Annotated in this window: 20 protein-coding genes; 10 read left to right on the forward strand and 10 right to left on the reverse strand. The window is 44.0% G+C overall.

The annotated features are described in order from the left end of the window. The first annotated feature begins 3 nt into the window (after positions 1-3). The 5 genes from glgB to H6614_09110 are packed head-to-tail and all read left to right on the forward strand — an operon-like array spanning position 4 to position 6,770. A complete protein-coding gene (gene glgB / locus H6614_09090) occupies positions 4-2,244 on the forward strand; it encodes a 1,4-alpha-glucan branching protein GlgB (GenBank protein MCB9243816.1) in 2,241 nt (746 codons plus the stop codon). Positions 2,245-2,250: 6 nt separating this feature from the next. After that, positions 2,251-2,646, forward strand: a complete 396-nt coding sequence (locus tag H6614_09095) for a TfoX/Sxy family protein (GenBank protein ID MCB9243817.1) — start codon at positions 2,251-2,253, stop codon at positions 2,644-2,646. A 1-nt stretch (position 2,647) separates the two neighbouring features. Next, positions 2,648-4,192: a DUF3536 domain-containing protein gene (locus H6614_09100; GenBank protein ID MCB9243818.1), complete on the forward strand. Its 1,545-nt coding sequence runs from the start codon at positions 2,648-2,650 to the stop codon at positions 4,190-4,192. A gap of 2 nt (positions 4,193-4,194) precedes the next feature. Further along, positions 4,195-6,024: a 4-alpha-glucanotransferase gene (gene malQ, locus H6614_09105; protein MCB9243819.1), complete on the forward strand. Its 1,830-nt coding sequence runs from the start codon at positions 4,195-4,197 to the stop codon at positions 6,022-6,024. Beyond that, positions 6,021-6,770: a hypothetical protein gene (locus H6614_09110; GenBank protein MCB9243820.1), complete on the forward strand. Its 750-nt coding sequence runs from the start codon at positions 6,021-6,023 to the stop codon at positions 6,768-6,770. The genes malQ and H6614_09110 overlap by 4 nt, the downstream gene beginning before the upstream one ends. Positions 6,771-6,825: 55 nt before the next feature. On the opposite strand, the gene H6614_09115 is transcribed toward H6614_09110, so the two are convergent. From H6614_09115 to H6614_09155, 9 genes are all read right to left on the reverse strand, one after another. After that, positions 6,826-8,562, reverse strand: a complete 1,737-nt coding sequence (locus H6614_09115) for a T9SS type A sorting domain-containing protein (protein MCB9243821.1) — start codon at positions 8,560-8,562, stop codon at positions 6,826-6,828. Positions 8,563-8,818: 256 nt separating this feature from the next. After that, a complete protein-coding gene (locus H6614_09120) occupies positions 8,819-9,787 on the reverse strand; it encodes a sterol desaturase family protein (GenBank protein MCB9243822.1) in 969 nt (322 codons plus the stop codon). Between the two features lie 12 nt (positions 9,788-9,799). Further along, the gene (locus H6614_09125) at positions 9,800-10,672 is read right to left on the reverse strand and encodes an N-acetylneuraminate synthase family protein (protein MCB9243823.1); all 873 of its coding nucleotides are present in this window, start codon (positions 10,670-10,672) and stop codon (positions 9,800-9,802) included. A gap of 24 nt (positions 10,673-10,696) precedes the next feature. Then, positions 10,697-11,503 carry an SDR family oxidoreductase gene (locus tag H6614_09130; GenBank protein ID MCB9243824.1) on the reverse strand — a complete coding sequence of 269 codons (807 nt, stop codon included), beginning with the start codon at positions 11,501-11,503 and terminating at the stop codon, positions 10,697-10,699. Positions 11,504-11,516: 13 nt separating this feature from the next. Continuing rightward, positions 11,517-12,863 (reverse strand): aminotransferase class III-fold pyridoxal phosphate-dependent enzyme, encoded by a 1,347-nt coding sequence (locus tag H6614_09135; GenBank protein MCB9243825.1) that lies wholly within the window; start codon positions 12,861-12,863, stop codon positions 11,517-11,519. Positions 12,864-12,865: 2 nt separating this feature from the next. Then, positions 12,866-13,771, reverse strand: a complete 906-nt coding sequence (locus tag H6614_09140; GenBank protein ID MCB9243826.1) for a transketolase — start codon at positions 13,769-13,771, stop codon at positions 12,866-12,868. A 23-nt stretch (positions 13,772-13,794) separates the two neighbouring features. Continuing rightward, positions 13,795-14,652, reverse strand: a complete 858-nt coding sequence (locus H6614_09145) for a transketolase (protein ID MCB9243827.1) — start codon at positions 14,650-14,652, stop codon at positions 13,795-13,797. Beyond that, entirely contained in the window at positions 14,652-15,464 is an 813-nt protein-coding gene (locus H6614_09150; GenBank protein ID MCB9243828.1) for a glycosyltransferase family protein, read from the reverse strand. The genes H6614_09145 and H6614_09150 overlap by 1 nt, the downstream gene beginning before the upstream one ends. A gap of 14 nt (positions 15,465-15,478) precedes the next feature. After that, positions 15,479-16,501 carry a hypothetical protein gene (locus H6614_09155; GenBank protein ID MCB9243829.1) on the reverse strand — a complete coding sequence of 341 codons (1,023 nt, stop codon included), beginning with the start codon at positions 16,499-16,501 and terminating at the stop codon, positions 15,479-15,481. Between the two features lie 221 nt (positions 16,502-16,722). Here H6614_09155 and H6614_09160 point away from each other — a divergent pair, with 221 nt between their 5' ends. Together H6614_09160 and H6614_09165 are read left to right on the forward strand one after the other, a co-directional pair. Further along, positions 16,723-18,555 (forward strand): DNA primase, encoded by a 1,833-nt coding sequence (locus tag H6614_09160; protein ID MCB9243830.1) that lies wholly within the window; start codon positions 16,723-16,725, stop codon positions 18,553-18,555. Continuing rightward, a complete protein-coding gene (locus H6614_09165; GenBank protein ID MCB9243831.1) occupies positions 18,552-18,989 on the forward strand; it encodes a hypothetical protein in 438 nt (145 codons plus the stop codon). The genes H6614_09160 and H6614_09165 overlap by 4 nt, the downstream gene beginning before the upstream one ends. Here the strand turns inward: H6614_09165 and H6614_09170 are convergent, their stop codons facing one another. Further along, positions 18,990-20,525, reverse strand: coding sequence for an SLC13/DASS family transporter (locus tag H6614_09170; protein ID MCB9243832.1), 1,536 nt, complete (start codon positions 20,523-20,525; stop codon positions 18,990-18,992). It abuts the gene before it with no gap. Between the two features lie 179 nt (positions 20,526-20,704). On the opposite strand from H6614_09170, the gene H6614_09175 reads away from it, so the two are divergent. The 3 genes from H6614_09175 to ptsP all read left to right on the forward strand — a co-directional run bounded on the left by H6614_09175 (position 20,705) and on the right by ptsP (position 25,631). Beyond that, positions 20,705-23,299: a T9SS type A sorting domain-containing protein gene (locus H6614_09175; protein ID MCB9243833.1), complete on the forward strand. Its 2,595-nt coding sequence runs from the start codon at positions 20,705-20,707 to the stop codon at positions 23,297-23,299. 101 nt (positions 23,300-23,400) lie between these two features. Continuing rightward, entirely contained in the window at positions 23,401-23,787 is a 387-nt protein-coding gene (locus H6614_09180; GenBank protein ID MCB9243834.1) for a GxxExxY protein, read from the forward strand. Positions 23,788-23,876: 89 nt separating this feature from the next. Then, positions 23,877-25,631 (forward strand): phosphoenolpyruvate--protein phosphotransferase, encoded by a 1,755-nt coding sequence (ptsP, locus tag H6614_09185; protein MCB9243835.1) that lies wholly within the window; start codon positions 23,877-23,879, stop codon positions 25,629-25,631. The last annotated feature ends 53 nt before the right edge of the window (positions 25,632-25,684 follow it).

A 25,684-nucleotide genomic window follows, 5' to 3' on the forward strand; every position in this document is an offset into this window, starting at 1 on the left:
CTTATGAGTAAAAAATCCCCTTCAAAACAAATTCTTACTTCGGAAGACGAGCAGATCAGGCAGATCCGGGACTTCGAATGCCAAAAGCCCTTCGATATTCTTGGACCCCATAAAGCCGGCAAAAAGTCTATGGTTATTAGAGCTTTTCTCCCCGGAGCAGAAAGAGCTTGGGTTATTCCAAAGGAGGGGAATGAGCGTCAGGAAATGGAACGCATTGGAGAGACGGATGTATTCTCCGTTGTGTTCAAGAAAACTGAGAAAAGATTTCCATATATAATAGAGTATACCGACGGCGAAGGTAATATCATCCAGCGTGAGGATCCATACTATTTTCCGACGATACTTTCCAAATACGATCTCCATCTTTTCGGTGAAGGAAATAATTTCAAAATATATGAAAAGCTCGGTGCGCACGTCCGCGAGTTCGAAGGGGTTACAGGTACACACTTTGCCGTGTGGGCGCCTAATGCCAGGGCAGTCTCGGTCATTGGCGAATTCAACAGCTGGAATAATGGCGCGCACCCGATGGAAAACGTGAACGGCTCAGGCATCTGGGTTCTTTTCGTTCCGGAAGTTACTGACGGTTCTCTGTATAAATATGCTGTTAAGTCTGCGCTCGATGATGAGATTAAAGCTAAATCCGATCCTTACGCTTTCTATTCCGAGCTCCGCCCTAGTAACGCTTCTGTTGTTCATACACTGGGTGAGTTTGAATGGAACGATATGGAGTGGATGGCAGACCGTAAGGAGTGGGATTACAAAAGATCGCCAATATCCATTTATGAGGTGCATCTTTGTTCATGGAAAAGAGATCATGGAAATACCGACTTCCCGAATGAGTGGGGTTTTATGAATTACCGCCAGCTTGCGCACGAGATCGTTGACCATGTTAAAGAAATGGGTTACACTCATATCGAACTTCTGCCGGTTATGGAGCATCCACTGGATAAATCATGGGGCTATCAGGTTGTAAATTATTTTGCGCCTACAAGCAGGCATGGCACACCTGAAGACTTTATGTATTTTGTTGACCATTGCCATTATAATTGTATCGGAGTCATCCTCGATTGGGTACCCGGACATTTTCCAACCGATGAACACGGACTATATAAATTCGACGGCACGGAGATTTATGCTTATGATGATCCGCGCAAAGGGTTCCATAAGGAATGGGGTACTATGGTCTTCGATTACGGAAAGAATCAGGTCCGTAACTTCCTTATATCGAATGCTCTCTTCTGGTTTGAAAAGTATCACCTTGACGGGTTAAGGGTAGATGCTGTTGCATCTATGCTGTATCTCGATTATTCACGTGATGAGGGCGAATGGGAGCCTAACATATTTGGGGGTAATGAAAATATTGAAGCCATTGAGTTTCTTCGTCTTCTAAATGAGAAAGTGCATGAGTCGAATAAGGGAATTATGATGATAGCCGAGGAATCCACTGCATGGAAAGGTGTTACAAAGCCCGTTTATCTAGGCGGACTTGGATTTGATATGAAATGGAATATGGGCTGGATGCACGATGTTCTGTATTATTTTTCACTCGACCCCATTCACAGGAAATTTCATCACAATAAGATCACTTTTTCACTCTGGTATTCGTTTGATGAAAATTTTGTGCTTCCTATATCGCACGATGAGGTCGTTTACGGCAAAAGAACTCTCATCGAAAAGTTTTTCGGTGATATTGACCAGCGGTTTGCCACGTTGAAACTATTCTTCGGATTTATGTTCGCGCACCCCGGCAAAAAGCTGAACTTTATGATAAATGATATCGCGCAGTACAACGAATGGAATAGCGAAGCGCAGGTGGAAAGGGAAGTGCTTGAGTTTGAAAGAAACAGTGAGTTCAACCTCTTTTTTAAAGGCCTTAGTCATTTGTATAAAGAACATGTTCCGTTCTACGATGAAGATTTCAAAAGCGATGGCTTTCAGTGGATCGATTTTACGGATGCCGATGCCGGTGTGTTAAGTTTTATCCGCTATACCGTTGGCAGGAAGGATTTTCTTGTATTTACTTTTAATATGACGCCGATAAAACGAGAGAATTATGTGCTTGGCGTTCCTGAAAAAGGTTTTTACAGGGAGATTTTTAATAGCGATGCCGTAGAATACGGTGGAAGCGGCGAGGGAAATCTCGGCGGTATAGAGGCAAACGATGAAAAGCGGTACTCTTATACGAATAGTATCAGCATTACACTCCCTCCGCTTGCTGTAAATATTTTTAAACTTGAAGAATAAAAACTAATGGCTTACAGCGAAAAACTTGCGGAAAGAATAAATTCTATCCTGAAAGGCAAACGCGGTATCGTACAAAAAAAGATGTTCGGCGGTATCTGCTACATGTACAAAGATAAGATGAGTGTCGGCATCGTAAAAGATGACCTCATGATAAGGGTGCTCCCTGAAAAATATGACGAGTATTTGAAGAAACCTCACGTCAGGAAAATGGATTTCACAGGTAAGCCTTTAAAAGGCTTCCTTTATGTGGGTTCTCAGGGAATTAAGACCGAAAGGCAGTTGTCTAAATGGATCGATGTTGGATTAGAGTTTGCGGTCAAAAGTCCGCCTAAAAAGATCTCCAAAAAAACAACAAAGAAAGCTGTTAAAAAAGCTTCTCATAAAAAGAAATCCGGCGCATAATTTGAATAAGTATAAAAACAAGACTCTGTTTCTCATATTCCATGGACATTTCTACCAGCCGCCTCGCGAAGATCCGTGGACGGGTGAGGTGGAAGTTCAGCCGTCTGCCGCCCCACTGCATGATTGGAACGAGCGTATATATCAGGAATGCTACAAACCCAATACAAGGGCGGTTATCACCGACAAGAACGATAAGATTTTAAAGTTTGTAAATAATTTTGAATATTTGAGCTTTAATATAGGACCTACCCTTTTATCCTGGATCAAAAAGAAACACCCGCACCGTCTCCGGATGATGATTGATGCTGATAAGAAAAGTGTCGAAAAGCATAATGGACACGGGAATGCGATTGCGCAGATATATAACCACGTTATAATGCCCCTTGCTAACGAAAATGATAAGATCACCCAGATAAAATGGGGGATTGAAGATTTTAAGTTTCATTTTGACCGTGATCCGGAGGGTATGTGGCTTCCCGAAACTGCTTGCAATGAAGCCACTCTAGAAGCCTTAATTCAGGAAGGGGTTAAGTTTACGATACTCGATCCTTCACAGGCGGAGAAAATACGCAAACTGCCCGGTGGTTCATGGACAGATGTAACCGGTGGAGGTTTGGACACTACCCGGCCGTACAGGTTCTTTTCGAAAATACACAGCGGTGCTTCGCTAACGGTTTTTTTCTACGACGGTCTATTGTCAAAGAATATTGCCTTTGATGACTATATTACTAATGCCGAAAGAATGATGGAACGGATTGAAATTATCAATCTGGATAATTCGCATATGGATGAATTGATTAGTGCCGCCGTTGACGGTGAAACATTCGGACATCATAAACCTTTTACTGAACGCACTATCGCATATCTGTTATCTGAATTGGCGCCTAAACACAAATATAAGGTAACTAACTTCGGTGAATTTCTCTCTAACCATACCCCGTTGTGTGAAGTGGAAATAAAAAAAGGAAGGAACGGGGAAGGGACGTCATGGAGTTGTGCGCACGGGGTCGGTAGGTGGCAGGAAGATTGTGGGTGTGGGCAGGGTGAGCCGGGCTGGAATCAGAAATGGAGAAGACCTCTGCGCGATAGCCTTAACTGGCTTCGAGATGAGATGATTAAGATTACTGAGATCGAAGGAGGTAAGTATCTCAAAAACGTTTGGGATGCGCGCAATGATTATATTCACGTCGTTTTGGATCCGTCCAGAGAATCATATGAAAAATTCTTTTACTTCAATGCGAAGCAGTTCCTTACTGAGGATGAGAGCGAATTATGTATTAAGATAATGGAAATGCAGAGGAACGCAATGTATATGTTCACCAGCTGTGGCTGGTTTTTTTCCGATGTGTCTGGTCTGGAAACACTGATAATACTGCGCTTCGCGGCGAGAGCCATCGAACTGGCTAGGGAAGTATCCGGAATCGATTTCGAGGAAGAATTCCTCGCGAGGCTCTCTGAGGCAAGATCGAATCTTCCCCAATACCGTGATGGCAGATACATTTATGAATCTAAAATTAAGCTGAGAAATAAATACATGTCCGCGTAATTTTGAACTACGAACATTTATTAAATACATACAGTGGTAGGATCTGGAAGAAGATCGGGATTCAAAGGCGGGCTGGTGTTGCGGTACCGCTTTTCTCCTTATACTCATCCAAAAGCATCGGCATAGGCGAAATTCCTGACCTTAAGCTCCTTGTCGATTGGTGCAAATTGACCGGGCTAAGCATTATTCAGCTCCTCCCTATGAACGAGCTCGGTATGGATTTTTCTCCGTATAGCTCTGTCAGCACATTTGCGATAGACCCCGTATATTTGCGCCTTACTGACCTGAAGTTAATGAATAAAAATAAGTTCAAAGAAGAGATTACTGCTCTCCGCGAAAAATTCCCAGCCGGGCATGGCGAGGTAAATTACGACATAAAAAAAGAAAAGCTGAAACTCCTCGCAAAGATTTGTAAAGATTCCGACTTCGGCAGGTCCATTAAGTATAAAAAATTCGTCCGTGAAAATGAATACTGGCTCAATGATTACGCGCTCTACCGTTTAATAAAAGACGAAAAAGACGAGCGCGCGTGGTTTAAATGGAAAAAAACATACCGCGACCGCGACGAAAAAACCCTCCGCAAGCTCACTTCACAAAATAAGCAAAAAATAGAATTTTACTGTTGGCTACAGTGGCAGCTTTATGAACAGCTCACCGCCCTTAAAAAATACGCTGCCGAAAAGAAAGTCTTTCTCATGGGAGACATTCCGTTCCTTGTAGCGCGGGACAGCGCCGACGTATGGGCATGCCAGGATTATTTTAAGCTCGACTACGAAGCCGGCGCACCCCCTGACGTGTTCTTCGCCAAAGGACAGCGGTGGGGCATGCCTCCCTACGAATGGAACAACATTGCCCGCGATGGCTTCCGCTACATAAAGCACCGCCTCAGCTATGCCGCATCCTTCTATGATATGTTCCGCATAGATCACTTCGTTGGACTCCTTCGCGTCTGGATCATAAACAAACACTCCCCCAAAGCCAAGGGCGCCAAAGACGGCCGCTTCGACCCGGAGCTGGAATATATTTGGGGAGAGCATGGCAGAAAGCTCCTCACCGTCATCCTGGAGGATACCGAAATGTTGCCGTGCGCCGAAGATCTCGGCACCGTACCGCCCGCATCTTACCATATACTATGGAAAGCTGGCGTCCCCGGTGTCGAAGTCCAGCGCTGGTCCAAAAACTGGAGCGATGGCTTCGATTTTATCAAGCCCTCCGACTACCGGATAAATTCCGTCGCTACAGTTTCAACTCATGATTCCAGCACGCTCCCCGCGTGGTGGAAATACGAAGCCGGTACTATTGACCGGTATCCCTTCCGCAAGTTTTGCAAAAATAAAAAGCTCCCTGTCGGCAAGATGAGACACAGGCTTTTCGACAAGGACCATCCCGGAAAGGATAAATTCTACTGGAAGACCTCCGTTGATTCCGTGGAAAAACTTCTCTCGATCGTTAAATTACCGGAATCCGAAGCGCAAGACCTCATTGGTATGTACAGGTCCAGCTTTGGCGAAAAGGAAACTTTCTGGAAATACATCGGCTTCCAGGGAAAGATGAGACCACTCCCTGATACTGAATTTATTAAACGGTCGCTCGAGACCATATCACGTACCTCGTCAGTATTTTCAATACAGCTCCTTTTTGAATGGCTGTATCTCGACAAGAAAATATTGACGAAGCACAGCTCGGCTGCCGATAGGATAAATTTCCCGGGGATCGTTAATAATAAGAACTGGCGCCTTGTGATGCCCCTTTCATTGGAAAAATTGCTCAGACATCCGGTCAACGAACTCATTAAAGATATTAATTCAACCAATGGGAGAGCTGTAAAATGAATCCCAAAGCAATGATCGGTAATGCAAGGGAAGCAGGCATACTCATTGCGTCTGGCGCTGAGAAAAAACTTTCGGTAAGGGGAACTGCCTTTGTAAGAAAAATTTCTTGTGAGGTCGAGTGGGAAGAGACAAATCGTGAGACCGGCAAATTAAAAAAATACAGCTCGGTGATATCTTCACTTGGATGGCAATGGGAGAGGCACTGGAATGTTTATACGGAGGAAGCTCCTTTTGGACTGATGCTTTCTCAGCTTTTCGACTTTCTTAGATCTTGCATAGCTTGCAATTCCTACCTTCATTCTTATATCGAATGGGGCTGGGATGAAACAGAGTTTTATCTTATTAGTATAAAGCCGGTGGGTGATCATCGCTGGCATAGATGTCTCTATGGAAAATACTCTGCATCCGAACCGGTACGTATCAATTCCCGGGTAGATGGGATAGTTGCCGGGTGGAGCAAAGATCTGGTAGAGGATAAAGAAAAGCTTTTTGTAAAATACGAAGATGCGTATCGTCTTAATTGTGATTATGTATGCGCTAAGCGTTTTGAGCTCGGAATAGGCGGCGGTATAGCTGGTTCACCTCACGTCAGATCCGGTCTGGCTAAACGCATAAGATATTTACCGGTTTTACTAAAAATTTATCGTTCCCGTAAGGAATTAAGATCTATCATAGATCAGATTATAGGCAGTAATAGAGGTGAGGATAAAACTTTTTGGGAAGATACCGGTGAAGAAGTGAAATAAAAAAACCCGGCACTCACTTGCCCGGGTTTACCTAAAATTCAAATTATAGAAGGGGTTACTTTATTAATGTCATTTTCTTTATGTCGCGGAATTGCCCGTTCTGATTTTCTACTTTAATGCTGTAGAAATATATTCCGCTGGCTAAATTTTCTGCTCTGAAATCCACCGTGTAAGCGCCTGCGCCCAGATCTTCATTAATTAGTGTCGAAACTTCCCTGCCTAAAACATCATATACTGCTAATTTCACTGTTGAAAAGTTAGGGATCTCAAAATCTATCTTTGTCGACGGGTTAAACGGATTCGGATAGTTTTGTGACAACCTAAATTCCGATGCTATTCCGTTATTATTGATAATCCCCGTAGGTAGATTTTCCTGGTCGTAGTATGTGTTCACGGTATTCGCGCCTACATACATTACCGCTGATCTCTTCTGAAGCGAACCGCCCATAGGAGTATATTTGTAAATGGCAACCGAAGGTCCTATAAACCCTGTAGTTGAAAGATCATTCACCTTAAATTCAAAAGGACCCATATCTCCTAATCTCCCTCTTCTGACTGTTACAGAATCCGAAAGGCTAAAGAAGGCATCCTGATATGCAGCTATAAAATAACCACCGTCTGTTGTATCGGGGTCTGAGTTAACTGCTGTAAACTTAATGTCTTTTTGTGTTGCATCTCCTAGTGCAGCGTCGATTATCCATGAACTTCCCCCGTCTGTTGTGTAATCATAAACAGGAATTCCCAAGTTCTTTATACACGTGATCAGAACCTGATTTGCGGGATCGGTTTGTAATATTGTAAGGCTTGGTTTTTCATAATTGTCCGGTCCGTTCGTTAAAAAGTTTGTTGTCGCCGATGCTGTTGGCTCCCATGGTGTCACTATTACTCTAACTAATGTATCTGCTGCGTCACGTCTTTCTACTGCAATATAAACTGAATCTGTTGATCCTTTCTTAAAGCCTGCCGAGGGAAAATAATCATTGAATGTAGAATATCCCGGATCAATTAATACAGCTGATTGAAATGAAACACCAAAGTTGGTTGTTCTGAAGTATCTTAAACTCCTTGTAGCATCTGTCGAATTATTATATTCACCAACAATTACTCCATAACCGTTTCCACCATATGTACCATTACTAAATGCACTTGGATTAAACAATTTATATCCTGAAGTTGCTATTCCGATATTTCCGGATATTGGGGCTGTGCCGTTCCTTTTTACGGAGTAAAAATTCAATACCGAACTGTTTAAGTTCTGGTTTGGTGATATTGTGTAAAATAAGATTAATCGGGTAGAGTCTTCTACACCAGGTGTGTTATTTTCAACCAGGTATGAAAATTGACCAAAAAAGTTTGATGTACTTTGTATTGTCGAGATGAGCGTCCAGTTTAAACCGCCGTTATCAGATCTGTATATTACAATCTTTCCGTTAAATTGTCCCGAGATCGTCTTTTTATTTATTACCGCATACATACTGAAGTCCGGACCAAATTTTATTATTGCCTGGCGAAAACCGGCTGTTGCTACCGCACCACCGTCAACCAATATATCCATATCGTCCCAGTCATTTTGAAATGGTGGTTGCGTTTTACTTATTTCGATGTCACTGCACGGTGCTAAATAACTCGTCTGAGTTTTTTGTGTTAATGAATTGTCATATTGCCTTGTTTCGCCTGCCTTTCCTCTGTTTTGGCTGACTGTTGTTTCGGATGTGTGATCTGCCTGTCCAAAACAAATATTGGCAAACATAATTATGGCGGCTACCAGATAAATTCGTTTGAATTTTTTCATAATTAATGTATTAAAGAAATTCTGTTCCAGAAAAATGAAAGCTATTTTGCTTTGATTTAACCCTAAAATAGAGCTATATAACTATGATTCAAAAATATATCGTTTTTTCTTTAATGTCAAGTTTATTTTCCATAATAATCTATAACATGCCCTACTATCTATAAAATTAGCAAGATATACCTGCATTTAACTTAATATAAATTTAAGCATAAATTAATGCAAGTAGCAAAAATCCTAAATTTTTGTAGTACGTTTGTTAAGCTTCTTTATCTTCCCTGGCGAGGACATTATAGTCCCCCGTGTGTGATGCCGGCTCCCCCTTACTGGAGCTTTCATTCGGAGTGATTCTCGCTTCTTCTTTACTTTCAAACCTTCTGAAAGCAAAAATAAGCTGTTTCAAGTAAACATATATATCTTTTACTACTACTAATACTATATGTATAAATTTATTTTTTTGTGCAAGTGACTTTTCTTTCTCATTAAGCTCTGATAACGGATATTCAGGCATGTCGCGCGCAATTCCATACTGCTGAGGTTTTTTAACTGATGGATCCGGGTAATATGCGGTTCCGAATACCCAGTCCCAGATTGCTAGCTTCGTCGAATAATTACTTTGATATTCTTTTCCTTCGTCGTCGGAGTGATGCCAGCGGTGCATCTCCGGTCCGTTTATAAAATACTGAAGTTTCCCGCTGTTCACGTTTATATTAGAGTGTATATACATGCCCCAGACTGCGTCTATCATTCCTTTAATTGCGGGAACTACCGGCGCCGCTCCGAGAAGGATTATTGGTGCAAACTCTATAGTCTGATTGATTAGTATTTCAAATGCGTGTGACCTCGATCCCGACAGCCAATCGACCGACTGAGGAGAGTGATGTGCTTCATGGATCCGCCAGAGGAACTTGTTGTTGTGTTGCCACCTGTGGAACCAGTAAATGTATAGATCGTGAGTGATAAGGAAAAAAAGTACCTGCACCCAGATAGGCCAGTCACCTATGAGACTATATTTATATATACCCGTATTGGTTTTTAGAAATTCGAGAAGTCCGAATATTATAAGTCCAAGTATGTAGCTTTGGGCTATAGTATATAAAATAAAATCGTAGAAGAACCCTTCTCTGAAAATCTTCTGCCCTTTTGTATATGGGAATAGCTTCTCGAGTATTAAAAATAATACAGCAGATCCGAATACTACTATAGATGTCCAGCTAAGTACTTCCATTGATCTAGGTTATTATTGAACCCTTCTTAACTTTTTCCTGGGACCGTGTTCGCTTTCGTAAACTCTCTTTACCCCGTCACCGAGTGATCTTTCTATATCCCTTATGTTTTCTACTAGCCTGTGAAATCCTCCCACTTCGACTGAAGCCGCCTGGTCTGATCCCCACATTGCTCTGTCAAGTGTGATGTGTCTCTCTACAAATCCTGCTCCTAATGCCACTGCCGCCCACGTCGGCGCAAGCCCCGTTTCATGCCCGGAATAGCCAATTGGAACGTCAGGGTATTTATTCTTTAATGTCGTTATAACGCGTAAATTAAGTTCTTCCAGTTTGCATGGATATGTAGATGTCGAATGAGCTATCATTAGATTATCCGTGCCGATAGCATCTACCGCTGCTTCTATTTCCCCCATTGTCGACATACCCGTAGAGATCATGAGAGGCTTCCCTGTGGATTTCTTTTTCTTTAATAGGTCTATATCGGTCAGTGAGGCTGAAGCCGCCTTATATAAATTTACATCGAACTGTTCTAAAAAATCAACTGCCTCTTCATCCCAGCATGATGCGAACCAGTGTATTCCTTTTTCTTTGCAGTAGTCATCTATTGCCTGGTAATCTTCCTTTGTTAGTTCGACCTTATGTCTGTAATCTATGTATGTCATTCTTCCCCAGGGAGTATCCCTCTCTATATACCACTGATCCTTTGGTACGCAGAGCTCGGGTGTCCTTTTCTGGAATTTTACTGCGTCACAGCCTGATGCCGCCGCGCCGTCGATCAGTTTCATTACGTTTTCCATCGACCCGTTATGGTTAATACCTATCTCGGCGATAACATATACGCTTTCGCCATCTCCTATGTATCTGTCACCTACTTTTACTTTTGCCATTATTCTTATTTTGTTTTTAAAGTTTTACCAGGTTGTCCATCCGCCGTCCACTACCAGGTTTGCACCTGTCATGTAAGACGACGCGTCACTTGCCAGAAATACCAGTGCTCCCTTATAATCATCTGCTTTAGCCATTCTGCCCAGCGGGGTTAGTTCCGAATAGTTCTTAATAAAGAAATCCTGCTGATTGTTCTCGACTCCGCCCGGTGAAAGCGTGTTTACTCTCACGCCTTTATTTCCCCAGTACGCCGCAAGGAATCTCGTAAATGAGATCACTGCTCCCTTTGTCGCGGGATACGCCGCGGATTTATAAAACGTCTGCTCACCCATTTCATTAATATAGATTGATTGGTTTGGAGCGGTTATTCCGTATGTCGATGCAACGTTGATTATGCTTCCTTTGCCGTTCTTTGCCATCTCTGCACCCAGTATTTGCGAGCATAAAAAGGTACCTGTAACATTTACCTCGAGCGACTTCTTCCACATCTCGAGCGGGTAGTTTTCGAATTTCGACTGTTCCAGCGCTGACGCCGGATTCTCGAACATATCGTTTATCGCTGCATTATTTACCAGCACGTCGAGTTTTCCGTATTTGCTGAGTATATAGTCTCGTACTTTTGTGACAGATTCCGGGCTCGTCACGTCCAAAAAATACCCCTCCACGCTATCACTCCCCACCTCCGCCGCTAACTCCTCCACAGCGTCACTCACATCTCCCGCTATTACCCGTGCACCCGCTTCTGACAGCGCCCTGCAATGCTCCTTTCCTATCAATCCCACAGCCCCCGTCACAAGAGCGACTTTTCCTTCCAGCGAAAATAGTTTATTTATGCCATCTCCCAAGCTAAACCCCTGTTTTTACTTTAGGTTTTGAACCTTCGTTAGTGGTCTTCCGGAAAACCGGCTTTAGCGGCTCTCCAAGTAGCGATTCTTTGAGTTTATTGTTGTCCACAACATCCTTCAATATAGGCAAGACTTCTGCGTAAGCTTTTACGATATAGTCCATGTCGGCGTCGGTGTGGGAGTAGCACATAGTGTGGAAGCCACCCCACAGCACTCCCCGTTTTATCATCTCCTGCTGGACGAGGGTCTTTTGCAGGAGCGGGTCGCCGGCTTTTGGGTCGTAAGTGACCATAGAGCGGTAATTAAAGCCGATCGCTTTTGTATAATCCATGCCCAGGTCTTCCGCTATTTTGTTGTAACCGTCTTTTAGTTTAGCGCCCTGCCTGTCCAGGTGCGCGGGTACATTTTTTTCGACGAGCTCATCGATCGTAGCTACGCTGGCGGCGAGAGAAAGCGCTTCACCACCGAACGTCGTAAAAAAGAAAACATCGTGTTCCAATACTTTCATTACATCTTTTCTGCCGCAGACGATTGAAATCGGCATGCCGTTAGCCATCGCTTTAGAAAAGGTCGCGAGGTCGGGAGTAACACCGAAGTGTGTCTGCGCTCCGCCGATATTCAGCCGGAAGCCGGTCCATATCTCGTCAAAGATGAGAAGGCTTCCGTTCTTATGGCAGATCTCCTTTACCTCTTCGAGGAATCCCTCGCGGGGTTCGTGGAAGACCGTCGGCTCCATGATAACGCAGGCAGTATCTTCATCTATAGAATCCTTTAGACTTTCTATATCATTATAATTAAAAGTAAAGGTGAGGTCCTGCACAGCTTTTGGGATGCCGGCGTTCCTATCGGTAACGCTGATGTACCAGTCATGCCATCCGTGGTATCCGCAGGAGAGGACTTTCTCTCTGCCAGTGAATGCTCTCGCAATCCTGACAGCAGCTGACGCGGCATCGCAACCCGTCTTTGATATTCTCACGGACTCCGCGCAGGGTATAAGCTCCGTTATCTTTTCGGAAAGCTCGACCTCGAGCGGATGCGTGAGAGAAAAAGTAATCCCATCCTCAAGCTGTTTCTTAATTGCTTCATCGACTTTATCATAACAGTAACCTAGTACGAGCGGACCAACCGCCATATTAATATCAATGTATTCATTATCGTCAACGTCCCAAACGCGAGCGCCTTTGCCCTTTTTAAGATAGATAGGTGCTATTCCTTTAGTCCACTGCTCGGGTCCTTTGGCGAGAAGCTGTGTGTAACCCGGTATCAGTCCTTCTTCAACTTTTTTGAAAATCTCCTGCGACTTAGTTATCTCAGGAAAATTTTCATTGAATGCAACTTTATTTGGCATGTCTATTTGTTTTGAATTTTGCTTTCGATCCTATCGGCGATCTTTTCCCCGGTAAAGCCTTCATATTCGAGCACGTCATTAAATAGCGCGGGCTTAAACCATTTGTTTTCGAGAGCTATGGGGAGAACGTCAGCAGTGATCTTGTTTTTCAAAAATATTTCGCCCAGAATGGAATATAAACCGCCTGTTAAAAAGTGGTCTTCTAAAGTAACAAGCATATTGGAATTTTTCGCTGAATTAATAATTGCCTGTTCATCTATGGGCTTTACGGTCCTTATATTGGTAACCCCTATAGAATAACCTTTTTCCTCAAGTATCTTCTTAGCTTCCATAGCCTGTTTGAGCAGGATGCCGTAAACGAGTATTGCAGCGTCTTTTCCCTCGGATATGATCTCGGCTTTACCGATCTCAAAATCCTTAGAATGCTCAACAGCGGGTTTCAGATTGTTATATCTAATATAGAAGGGCGATTCGCTTGCCAGCACCTCAGGCAGACCAATGAGCATATCCTCCTCATCAGCGGGGCAGAACACATTCACGTTTGGAATACCTCTCATAATAGAGACGTCCTCGATAGCCTGGTGAGTAGGTCCGTTTCCGTCGGAAAGGAATCCGGAGAAACCGCCGACCATTTTTACCGGGAGGTTCCCGATCCCAACATCGGTTCGAATAAATTCGAAAGCGCGCATAGTAATGAACGTCGCGAGCGCGTGAGTGATAGGGATCCTTCCTCTAAGCGCAAGTCCCGCGGACATCCCGATCATAGTTTGCTCGGTGATGCCGGTATCTATGAACCTGTTCCCGATTTTATCCGGCAGTCCTCTAATGGCGGCTCTATTTTCCGCAGTAACTACAAGATACCTGTCGTCCTTTTTTACTAATTCATGTAAAAGATCTTCGTATGTCATTAAATTGATTTTAAATTTTAAAATTATCTCGCTACTATCGTCTCCGACGTCAGCTCGGCTTCTTTTTCGCCATGCAGTTCTTTCAAGAGCATGTCTACTTCTTCGTGTGTAAAATTAACGAACCACCTGTCGGCTCTTGCCTCTATGCTCGGCAGTCCTTTACCTCTCACGGTTTCGGCTACTATTACGCTCGGCTTTCCTTCTGCTAAAGGAAAGTTTGCAAAGCCTTCTTGCAGTTCATCGAAACTATGACCGTTCAGTGATCTTCCTTCCCATCCGAAAGCTTTAAACTTGTCGGTGATGGAATTGAGCGGTATGAGTTCCTCGGTCTGTATGTTTGCCTGGAACTTGTTCCTGTCCACAACCGCTATAAGGTTGTCCAGTTTAAACGAAGCGGCGACAAGCGCGGCTTCCCAAACAGAGCCTTCATTGAGCTCGCCGTCACCGAGTATGACTACCACTTTGTTCTTTTGTCCCCTGAGCTTACAATCGAGCGCGATGCCTATTGACACACTGAGCAGATGTCCGAGTGACCCGGAATGAAATTCGATGCCGGGAATATTCCTGTTAGGATGCCAGTATATATTATCATTGGTCTTTAAATGATTTTTCAGTCTATCCCTTTCGATAAATCCCAGTTCCGCTAAGGTGCCGTAAAGCGCCGGTACGTCATGTCCCTTAGATAAAAGGAGGTAGTCCCTCTCAGGGTCGGTCAGGTTATCTTTATTAATATTAAGGAAGTCTTTATAAAGGTAAACAATAAGGTCAGCACATGAGAGCGACGCTCCGATAAAGCATCCTCCGTCGGTGGACATCCTTATTATATGTTCTCTCACCTTAAAAGCAGTTTCTTCCAGGTCTTTTCTCTTTTGTTCTTCCATTAAATAATTTTGGTTTGTTCTTTTGTAATTGTTTTTAACTCGTCCAGATGGTTTCTATACCAGTTTACACCGGCATACATTTTATTGATATCGTAAATTTCCGGTTTTTCTTCGAGAAGGGCTAATATCTCATCAAGTCCGAACATAGGATCCTTTTCATAAAGCTCATCATATACTCTATTAATAAAATCATAATCTTCTTTATAATCAATTGTGAACCTGTGCGACATTGAGTAATCCTTTCCGGATCCCCATTCTACGTTTCCGATGCGGAATCTACCGCTGTTTTCCCAGATATAGGGTGTCGTATGCTCCCTTTCCATAGGCAGTTTAGCCTCATTATAAGCAGTCTCCAGCACTTCCATAGGCATTACCTCGACGTCGTTTCCATCCGGGAAAGTAGCGGGATGGAGGTCACTGACGAAGCCGTATTTATCCTCATTGTCGAGATAATAGTTTATCACTCTATCTATAATTTTGGGATCTATGAGCGGGCAGTCCGATGGGATCTTTACAATGATGTCAGCGTTGTATTTTTTCCCTGCTTCGTAATGTCTCTCGAGAAGGTCGGTGGGATGTCCCCTGAAGCAGTTGAATCCGTATTCGGCGCAGAGTTTTTCCACATCGTCGTCTTCAGCATCGTAAGTGGTCGCAACGACGACTGTTTTGGGAATTGCCGAAGCCTCTATCCTCTCGACCATTCTGACGAGCAGAGGTTTTCCGGCGAGAGGCATAACAATTTTTCCCGGTAAACGGGTAGAACCCGTACGCGCCTGTGTTACTATTACTATATTTTTATTTTTACTATCCAAATGAACTAAACAACCTATCTTGCGGCGCTGTAGCTTTTGTTGAACGGCTTAGCGCCTTTTGATATATCCTTACTAAAATCGTTAGTGCCCTCCAAAAGCTCTTTACATACCTGAGCTATATTATAAGAGGATACGCCTCCGTTTTGAATCGGCGTGAGTTCGCGAAGCTCCTCGATGGGAAACTCGGAATAAACTTCCTTACCAAGCGCTAAGCCGACATATACTACTGTCGAAAATTTAGTGATCAGCACATCGCAGTTCGCTATCATGTGATCGGTATTACCCACGGAATACACGAGCGCTCCCGGAGCCCATTTCCTTATCTCCCTGGTCGCGCGCGGGACGTTTTCGTTAGGGTGCAGTTTGAATATAATCTGCTTACCGTCCGCGATTTCCATAACTCTTTTAATGAACTTCTTCCTGTTCTCGTATTTGTAGGTCTCTCTCGAATCTGACGTACATACAAGTACGTAATGTTTATGTGGAAAATTATTATTCAGATAATCGTTACAATGATCGAAATTAGGAAGACCTGTAACGACGATCTTGCTTTCGTCAGCCCCCTTTTTTGCGAATAGTTTCTTATATCCTTCCGATGCCACGCAGAATTTTGTGTATAGATTAGAAAGCCCGGTTGTGGACGTACTCGCAAAATATCTAGGAAGGTTAAATCTTTTCACCAGATGATATGTGAGATTTTCCGGATCGGTCATCCCCTCCTGTACGAGCACCATATTCTTGTCCCGTGTGTTTTTTGGAACAACGAGGTCACTGCACGTTACGACCAGGTCATAGTCATGAGATTTGCCCTCGAAATCATTTTTAAGTTTATGATTTTTGAGGTAGGCTTCCGTTCTGCGTTTAAACTTTCCTCCCAATACGGTAAAATTGAGGAGTCCCAGATTAGTGGCGAGCTTTTCGATACCGTCACAATAATAGGCGGAAAAATACATATCGTACCCTTCGAGGTGTTTGGATACTCTATGAAGCATCGTAGTTTGGTTCAGTGAACCACATATGAACAAGATCTTTTTCATAGGAAAGCCCGATATGTTTATAATATGCCTAATTTTAATTTTATTTTAAATGAATTTCTGTTTATAATAAACCCCTAATATATTATCAATTATGAATTTACACATATAGACAGGGATATTTTGAAACATCACTTAATATTTATATATTAAACAATAAATATAAGAAGTAAATTTTCTGAATTGTCATATAATTATTATTTTTTTGTAAGATTTTACGGATAATGCGAATTCCTCCCGAAAAGCTGGACGAGATAGCCCAGGCAAATGACATCATCGATATAATATCTTCTTACACGCGCGTGAAAAAGAGCGGTAAGTCGTTCCTTGCATTATGTCCGTTTCACCCGGATAAAAATCCGTCGATGAACGTATCTCCCGAGAAACAGGTGTACCATTGTTTTTCCTGCGGGGCGAGCGGTAACGTGTATAAGTTTGTGCAGGATTACGAAAAGGTAACGTTCGTCGAAGCGGCACAGATACTTGCAGACCGTGCGGGGATAGAGCTTAACTATTCATGGAGTTCGCCCGACACGTCGAACGAAATTTCACTCTTATTCGAAATAAATAAATTTGCCGCGAAGTATTTTCACAATAATCTAAAGAACGCTCCCGATGTAGAGCGCAACTTTGTGATGGACTATCTCGCAATGCGGAGAATAAAACCGGACACAGTGAAGAAGTTCGGTGTCGGGTACGCGACGAAGGACTGGGAAGGACTCTTCAATTACTTCGCCGAGGATAATACGTTCAAGGCGAGGGACGTGGAGACGGCGGGCTTGATATTAAAGAGGGAGAACGACAAGACGCGGTTTTATGACAGGTTCCGGGGACGGCTGATATTCCCGGTATTCAATGAGAGCGGGAAGGTGGTGGCGTTCGGCGGAAGGATATTGTATGAGGATGAGAAAGGGGCGAAGTATATTAACTCGCCGGAATCGAAGATATACAACAAGAGTAAGATATTGTACGGGCTGAACTTCGCGAAAGAGAGCATACGTACGCTGGATTACATACTGCTGGTGGAGGGTTACATGGACGTGATATCACTTTACCAGGCCGGAGTGCATAACGTGGTGGCATCGAGCGGTACTTCGCTGACGGAAGACCAGGCGAGATTGATCTCACGATACACAAAGAACGTGGTACTGTTGTTCGACTCGGACTTCGCGGGAGTGAAAGCGGCGCGCCGTGGGATAGAGATACTGCTTGAGGCTGGACTGGACCTGAATATAGTTTCACTGCCGGAGGGTGAGGACCCGGATTCGATAGTTAATAAGGAGGGTAAGGACGGTTTCCTTAAACATCTTAATAAGAAGAAGTCCGTGCTGAGGTTCGTGGGTGACATATACGAGAAAGAGGATAAGCTTTCCACGCCGGAGGAAAAGACGGTATTTGTCAAAGAGATGATAGCGTATATAAGCAAGATGCCCGACAGCATAAAGCGTGCGTTTTATGTGAAGGAGATAGCGTCGGCGTATAATCTGTATGAGTCGGACCTGCGCGCGGAGCTGGAGAAGGCGGTGAAAGACACGCGGAAGGCTTCCGCGCCAAATAAGCCGGTGAAGACACAGGTGAAGAAGACGGCGAGCAAGAGCAAGAACGGTGTATCGGGGCTCGAGGAGGAGGTGCTGAAGATATTCATAAAAGGTGACAGCGAGGCTGTGGAGTACGCAGAGAATAATCTGCATATCGAGCATTTCAGTAATGAGATGATAGTAGAGATAGTGCGGTGCTTTTTGGATCAGCTGGTGGATGATGGCAAAACGGACATATCGAAAATACTAAATACAATAGAGAGCGAGGACACGAAGAAGCTCATTACGAGTTTATCGGTGGAGAAATACAGGGTGAGTGAGCGCGACGTGCAAACCAAGAACGACCACTTCACGGGATTTGTGGAGGAGAAGATAAATCTAAAATATGCGAAGGACGTGCTGAAAAAGCTAGAAAAGAGGAAATACGAGGCGGAGCTGGAGAAGCTCCCTAAGACAGAGGAATATCTAAACGCACGTCACGAATTAAGTGTAAAAATAAATCAGCTGGAGAGATCATGATAAAATTCATGTTAATATTAGCTGCGGTCGCGGTGCCGTGTATAGTGATGGCGCAGGATGGAAGCAGTACGACCACGGAAGTGAAAACGAACGTTGCGAGTGACTCGCTGGATGTGCCGATGGACGCTCCGTTTATGGGACAGAAGTTCATACGGTATATGTATAAGCCGGATAAGCGTCCGAGAGATAAAAGCGAATGGGGCGACAAGAAGTACTTCGTGCTGGAGGTGTCCACAGACCGCTTGCCTACGGGTGAGATGAGAGCGATGCCTTTTACTACGATAGTGTGGGAGGGCGAAGAATTTTTCGTGGCATTCGAAGTAGTTACGTCATTCGATACGAAAGAAGAGGTATTAAAGTACGCGGAAGAAAACGGGATAACGGATATAGACCTTACGGATTACGAGGAGGTGTCCCCGGAAGACAGCGAGTGATCAACCGAGACCAAACACAACTTTCCCCCAGAGAAACATCATTATAGTCACAATCAATGAGCCGGCAAGATTTAGCCATATACCGGCTTTTATCATGTCTTTCACTTTTATCATGTCACTTCCAAAGACGATCATATTTGCAGGTGTTGCAATCGGAAGCATGAACGCGAAGGATGCCGCGATCGTAACGGGTATCATCAACAATAACGGGTCGACTCCTATAGATTGCGACAGGACAAGTATAACGGGCAGAAATATTTGCGATGAAGCAGTATTAGATGTGAACTCGGTGAAGAAGTTCATGAAAGTCGTTATGCTGAGGACGAGTACAAATGTCGGGAACACTGCAAAGACAGCCAGCTGATCTGCCATCCATTGAGAAAGCCCGGTTTTTATAAAGCCCTCGGCTAGCGCAAATCCGCCTCCAAATAAAAGTATCACTCCAAAAGGTATTTTAGAAAGTGCGCGCGTATTCATCAGCATTTTACCCTTCGGATTTTTCGCGGGTATAATAAAGAGAATGAGCGCCATAAAGATCGCTACGGTCGCGTCAGTATAGTATTCCGGATTAGGAAAAAGTTTATTCCATCCCGGTAGCAAAAGGTCTCCTATCTGCAGGTCAGCCCGTGTGAACCATAACACCGCCGTTCCGACAAAGACGGTAAGCACCATCTTTTCCTCGTAAGTGATCTTTCCGAGTGAGAGGTACTCCTCTTTTAATATAGCCGGGTCGAGCCCCGCGTATGAGTCTCTATGTATGAAAAATTTCTTTAACAGGAAGAACGCTACGACGAAAAGTATTAGTGATGTAGGAAGAGCAAAAACAAACCATGTGGTGAAGTTAACAGTCTGCTCATTGGGAAATGCTTTTATGTAATTGCTCAGGAATATCAGATTAGGCGGTGTGCCGACAAGTGTTGCAATCCCTCCTATGGATGAAGCATACGCCACACCAAGCAGTAAGGCTATCGAGAATCCGGCAGTGCGCCCGGACTGGTTATTGATCTCATAAACTATAGCAAGTGTGGTCGGGAGCATCATCATCACAGTCGCGGTATTGGAGATCCACATGGAAAGGAAATAGGACGCGAACATAAAGCTCGCGAGTATCTTACCGGGGTGGTTTCCGACGGACATTATTATTCTCAGAGCGATCCTTCTGTGTAGATTCCATTTTTCCATCGCAATTGCTATTATAAACCCGCCGATAAAAAGGAATATCACCTGGTTCATATAGAGGGGAGCGATGTCGTTAGTATTCATTATTCCGAAGAAAGGAAAAAGTATAAAAGGCAGTATGGCAGTAACCGCGATGGGCACGGCTTCGAGTATCCACCAGACAGCCATCCATACGGCTATCGAAAGCATGTAAGTAAGCTGTGGTCTTGCGGGATCTATCTCGACTAACAGATTTATTAACAGCGCAATGAGAGGACCCAGGGCAACCTTTATAAGCTGGATAACAGGGTCATCGCTACGGGAAAAGAACCCATGGAAACGATGAATATTGAATTTTCGGTCGGGAGAATTGTTCAAGTTCTAATCCGGATTTTCTGCAATTTAAACGCTTTAGGCTTTAGATAATACGATAAACCAATTCCATAAGCGAGCGTATATTAATAATATATTAATTGACTTTGTTTAAGAAAATCTTTTGTTTAAACTTTAATAATCAGAAGGTTGGGGGACCTTTATAAACCATAATCCAGATCATAATGATTAAAAGATTACTTACTGCTTTACTTCTTATCGCCCCTTTGGTTGTCTCGGGATTTTTGGCGAATAAATTCACGCCGGGACCGGACATCAAAGAAGAAGAGGAGCATGAGGGAATGTCCGGAGCACTTCAGTCGCTCGAATTCTGGACCATTCAAAGGGCTTACCCAAACAGCGATATTCCGGATGGTAAATATGAGGAAGCATTCGAGTATTCCAAAAATACCCTGAGGAAGGAAGCCGACAACTCCGGCACCTCATGGACACAACTGGGTCCCCATAATTTTGGCGGCAGGACGATCTCATTAGCACTCAATCCGGGCAACCCGAACACGATATACGCCGGTTCGGCAAGCGGAGGTTTATGGAGAAGTTATACAGGAGGTGTGGGCACAAGCGCATGGGAAAACATTCAAACAGGATTTTCTGTTCTAGGCGTGGGTTCGATAGCTATCAATCCTCTAGATACAAATGAAATGTATATCGGAACAGGAGAGGTCTATGGCTACGGAATGTCGTTTGGCGGTATAAGCGTAAGAACGACACGAGGCAGTTACGGAATAGGTATTTTGAAAACAACAGACAACGGCGCTACATGGTGGAAAACGCTCGACTGGTCTCCAAATACAATGAGAGGGGTGGAGGTTGTGAGAATCAATCCGCTCAATCCCAATACTGTCTGGGCAGGAACTTCAGAGGGTACTTACGTTACCTTCGATGCCGGAAATAACTGGGAGCAGGTCGATACTACAATAATGGTAACGGACCTTATAATAAATCCAAATGATACGGGCACGGTATTGATAGCATGCGGTAATCTTGGCAGTACGGGGACAGGTTTTTACAGAACGACTAATTCCGGCGCCAACTGGACTAAAATAACATCAGGACTCCCTGCATCATGGGGCGGAAAGGCAATATTCTCTATATACGGTTCTTCCCCGAACACAGTATTTGCAAGCATAGGAAACGGCGCGGCGACCGGGGCAGGTACATGGTTAGTTAAAAGCACTAACTTTGGTCTAACATGGTCAACCAGGACAACGAACGATTACGCAACATACCAGGGATGGTACTCGCATTTCGCAGTTGTGAACCAGTCCGATTCGAGCAAGGTACTTTGTGCCGGTGTAGACGTTTATAAATCAACGAACGGCGGATTTAATTTATCACAAAAGTCATTCTGGTATCTGTGGGACCTCGGCAGAACTCCAATCGGAGGACCTGAGGGACCGCCGGATTATTCACATGCAGATCATCACTGTTTTGTAACACATCCGAGTGATCCGAACATAGTTTACCTGGGAAATGATGGTGGAATATTCAGGACGACGGATTTTGGAGAGACCTTTTCGGGTTTAAACGGAGGTTACCAGACACAGCAGTTTTACAACGGATTTAATTCCTCAGAAACCGATTCTATGCTCTCGAACGGAGGCTTACAGGATAACGCGAGCGCAATATGGGACGGACAACTTGCCTGGATAAGGGTTCTTGGCGGAGACGGAAACTGGGCGGCGATAAATTACAGGAACGCAGACACTCTATATGGCACAGCACAATATCTTAATCTATTCAGGTCGGTGGACGGCGGAGCGAATTATGATAACATAGCACCACCTACAGGCGGAACAGGCGGATTTGTTTCTCCGTTCATGCTTGCTCACGGCAACCCGCAATTGATATATACAGCTAATGTACGGATATATAAGTCGACCAATGGAGGAAATAGCTGGTCATCACCGAACGCAGGCGTTCAGCTGGACGGCAACAATCCATCACTGGGAATGTCTGTGTCACCTTTGAATGATAATCTTGTTTATGTTTCATCATCGCCTGTAGTATCGAACGGGAAGATATTTAGAACTACAAACGGAGGAACGACCTGGCAGAACGTAACCGGTACATTGCCGAACAGGTACATGATCGATATTGCGGCAGACCCGGTAGAGGAATCCGTTGTATATGTAACGGCATCGGGATTTGGTACAGACCATCTATATAAGTCGACGAATTACGGTGACACATGGGCGAGCGTGGACAATAATCTCCCCGACGTGCCGACTTCGTCGGTCGTGGTCGATCCGTTAAACAACCAGCATATATATCTCGGTAATGACATCGGTGTTTATGTAACTACAAACGGCGGTACTAACTGGCAGGAGTTTAAAGTGGGAATGCCGGACGCTTCGATAGTTATGGACCTGAGCATTTCAAAGCTGAACAGGAAACTGCGCGCGGCTACACACGGAAGCGGTGTCTGGGAAAGAGACCTGCTCTCTCCGATGGTGGGCATTACGCCGATAAGTTCGGAACTGGATTATAATCTCGGTCAGAACTATCCGAATCCGTTTAACCCGGAGACAAAGATAAACTACAGCATTAAGAAAGCAGGTAATGTACAGATAGTAATATATGATATACTCGGCAAGGAGGTTGCAACACTTGTGAATGATTTCCGTTCGCCGGGTAACTATGAAGTGACATGGAGAGGTGTTACAAATTCAGGCGTGCCTGTCGCCTCAGGTGTATATTTTTACACGATCAGGTCAGGTGATTTTTACAAGGTCAGGAAGATGACTTTAGTAAGGTAAATGTCTTAACCTTGATTTATAGGATTTAAAGATGGCCATGATTAAAAAATAAACCATGATGAAAGGATTAAGGTGTACTCAATCATTTAATCTTTTGAGTTATGCTATACGAGGATATCACAAGTAAAATCATCAAATCCGCGATGACCGTTCATTCGGATCTGGGAAATGGGTTTCAGGAAGTTATATACCAGCGGGCATTAGAAATCGAAATGGGTTATGAAGGCCTTAATTTTGTGAGAGAATTGGAAATGCCGGTATTCTACAGAGAGATGCAGATTGGTACTCGCCGAGTGGATTTTTTTGTGGAAGACAAAATTATGGTTGAATTAAAAGCAGTTATTGAGCTTCAAGATGTTCATCTTGCTCAGGCAATGAATTATCTTGAAGCTTATAAAATGGAAATCGGACTTCTTATTAATTTTGGTGCAAGAAGTCTCGAATTTAAAAGAGTGCACAATAACAAATTACTGTCCAAATCGAGGTAATCTACTAATCAATTAATCACGGTTTGGACATTTCTAATCTCCTTACATTTCTCTACGCAAAACCTTATTTTCCATTAAAATCAATAAATTTGGCAGAAGAAGTAATATATAAGGGCATTGCCGCATCTCCCGGTATTTCGATAAGCAAGGCGTACCACTATGCAAAAAACCAGATCGTGATAGATGATGCTCAGCTGGACGAAGAAGAAATTGCTCAAGAGCTAGAAGATTTCGACGAATCCATACGCATATCGCTTAAGGAACTGAACAAGATATATGAATTATCGAGGGAGAGGATCGGGGATGAGACCAGCCGGATATTCGATGCACAGATGGAGATACTCAATGATGACTTCTTTATCAACATGGTGAAGGAAAAGATAAAGGAAGGAAGACGGACGGCGGGATATATATTCAGCAAGGAGATAGGGAAGTTAACGAATGCACTGTCGAATTCGGATGATGACTATATGCGCGACCGTGTCACAGATATAAATGACGTACGCAACCGAGTTATTCGCAACATGAAGCGCGGTAAGCTCGTTTCGAAGGTTGAAGAGAACTCTATAATAGTGGCGCATGAGCTTACACCGGCAGATACGATACTTTTCAGCAGAAGAAAGGTGCAGGGGTATGTGACGGACATTGGCGGGGTGACAGGACACGCGGCTCTTATTGCGAGGGCGCTAAGGGTGCCGGCGGTTGTTGGAACGAAGGTGGCTTCGTATAGAGTGCTGACGGGTGAGCTGGTCATCGTCGACGGGTTCAGCGGTTTGTTCATTACCGGACCGACTGATGAGACAATAGAGAAGTATAAAGCCAAGCTTGAGGAGATAAAGGAGTACGAGAAGAAGCTGTATGAGGTGTTTGATTTTCCGTGTGAGACGAAGGATAAGAAACACATAGAGCTTTCCGCGAATATAGAATTCGATGAAGAAATAGATTTCGTTACGAAGTTCGGGCATTGCAGTATCGGGCTGTACAGGACGGAGCATTTATTTTTGGAGGCGGGAGATTTTCCTTCGGAGAAATACCAGATAGAAGAATACTCTCATATAGCTAACGTAACGTATCCAAACACGGTAACAATCAGAACGTATGACATCGGCGGAGATAAACTTCTCCCCAGCTCGCAAAAGGAAGCGAATCCATTCCTAGGGTGGCGGGGTATACGCATATGTTTAGACCGGGTGGTGGTGTTTAAGGAGCAGCTGCGGGCGATGCTGATCGCGTCACGGCAGAGGAATCTCAAGATAATGTTTCCGATGATATCGTCGCTGGACGAGGTGAGGCGCGCGAAGGAGATATTAGAGGAAGTTAAAGCGGAGCTCGATGGGCAGGGAGTGGCATATGATAAGAACATCCCGGTCGGGATAATGGTAGAGGTGCCGTCGACGTATTTTATTGCGGAGGAGCTGGCAAAGGAAGTGGATTTTTTCAGTATAGGGACGAACGATCTCATACAGTATCTACTCGCAGTGGACAGGGGAAATGAGCTTATAGCGGACATGTTCCAGCAGTTCCATCCGGCAGTGGTAAGGACGATAAAGAAGATAATAGACACGGGACACAGGAACGAGATACCTGTGAGCATATGCGGGGAAATGGCATCGAATCCAATAGCAGCTGTACTGCTGATAGGTCTTGGCGCGGATGAGCTGAGCGTGGTGCCGTCGGTATTCCCGGAAATTAAGAGTATAATCCGCTGTCTAACATACGATGACGTAAAAGATCTCGCCGGTGAAATACTGAAATACAATACAGAAAAGGAAGTCAGGGATAAGATAACAGCGTTTTACGAGGAGAATGTGGGAGTGAGATTTGCGCGACCGTCATCGGAATAACCCGCCTAATACCTTTAATCTCATTTATTTATGGAGTATTTTAGAGTTTACAA

This window comes from Ignavibacteriales bacterium, assembly GCA_020635255.1.
GTDB lineage: Bacteria > Bacteroidota > Ignavibacteria > Tepidaquicellales > Tepidaquicellaceae > JAEYVS01.

Excerpts from the sequence above, each read along its gene's own strand:
- glgB (MCB9243816.1), top strand. The coding sequence starts at position 4 with ATGAGTAAAAAATCCCCTTCAAAACAAATTCTTACTTCGGAAGACGAG.
- H6614_09095 (MCB9243817.1), top strand. The coding sequence starts at position 2,251 with ATGGCTTACAGCGAAAAACTTGCGGAAAGAATAAATTCTATCCTGAAA.
- H6614_09110 (MCB9243820.1), top strand. The coding sequence starts at position 6,021 with ATGAATCCCAAAGCAATGATCGGTAATGCAAGGGAAGCAGGCATACTC.
- H6614_09115 (MCB9243821.1), bottom strand. The coding sequence starts at position 8,562 with ATGAAAAAATTCAAACGAATTTATCTGGTAGCCGCCATAATTATGTTT.
- H6614_09120 (MCB9243822.1), bottom strand. The coding sequence starts at position 9,787 with ATGGAAGTACTTAGCTGGACATCTATAGTAGTATTCGGATCTGCTGTA.
- H6614_09125 (MCB9243823.1), bottom strand. The coding sequence starts at position 10,672 with ATGGCAAAAGTAAAAGTAGGTGACAGATACATAGGAGATGGCGAAAGC.
- H6614_09135 (MCB9243825.1), bottom strand. The coding sequence starts at position 12,863 with ATGCCAAATAAAGTTGCATTCAATGAAAATTTTCCTGAGATAACTAAG.
- H6614_09140 (MCB9243826.1), bottom strand. The coding sequence starts at position 13,771 with ATGACATACGAAGATCTTTTACATGAATTAGTAAAAAAGGACGACAGG.
- H6614_09145 (MCB9243827.1), bottom strand. The coding sequence starts at position 14,652 with ATGGAAGAACAAAAGAGAAAAGACCTGGAAGAAACTGCTTTTAAGGTG.
- H6614_09155 (MCB9243829.1), bottom strand. The coding sequence starts at position 16,501 with ATGAAAAAGATCTTGTTCATATGTGGTTCACTGAACCAAACTACGATG.
- H6614_09160 (MCB9243830.1), top strand. The coding sequence starts at position 16,723 with ATGCGAATTCCTCCCGAAAAGCTGGACGAGATAGCCCAGGCAAATGAC.
- H6614_09165 (MCB9243831.1), top strand. The coding sequence starts at position 18,552 with ATGATAAAATTCATGTTAATATTAGCTGCGGTCGCGGTGCCGTGTATA.
- H6614_09175 (MCB9243833.1), top strand. The coding sequence starts at position 20,705 with ATGATTAAAAGATTACTTACTGCTTTACTTCTTATCGCCCCTTTGGTT.
- H6614_09180 (MCB9243834.1), top strand. The coding sequence starts at position 23,401 with ATGCTATACGAGGATATCACAAGTAAAATCATCAAATCCGCGATGACC.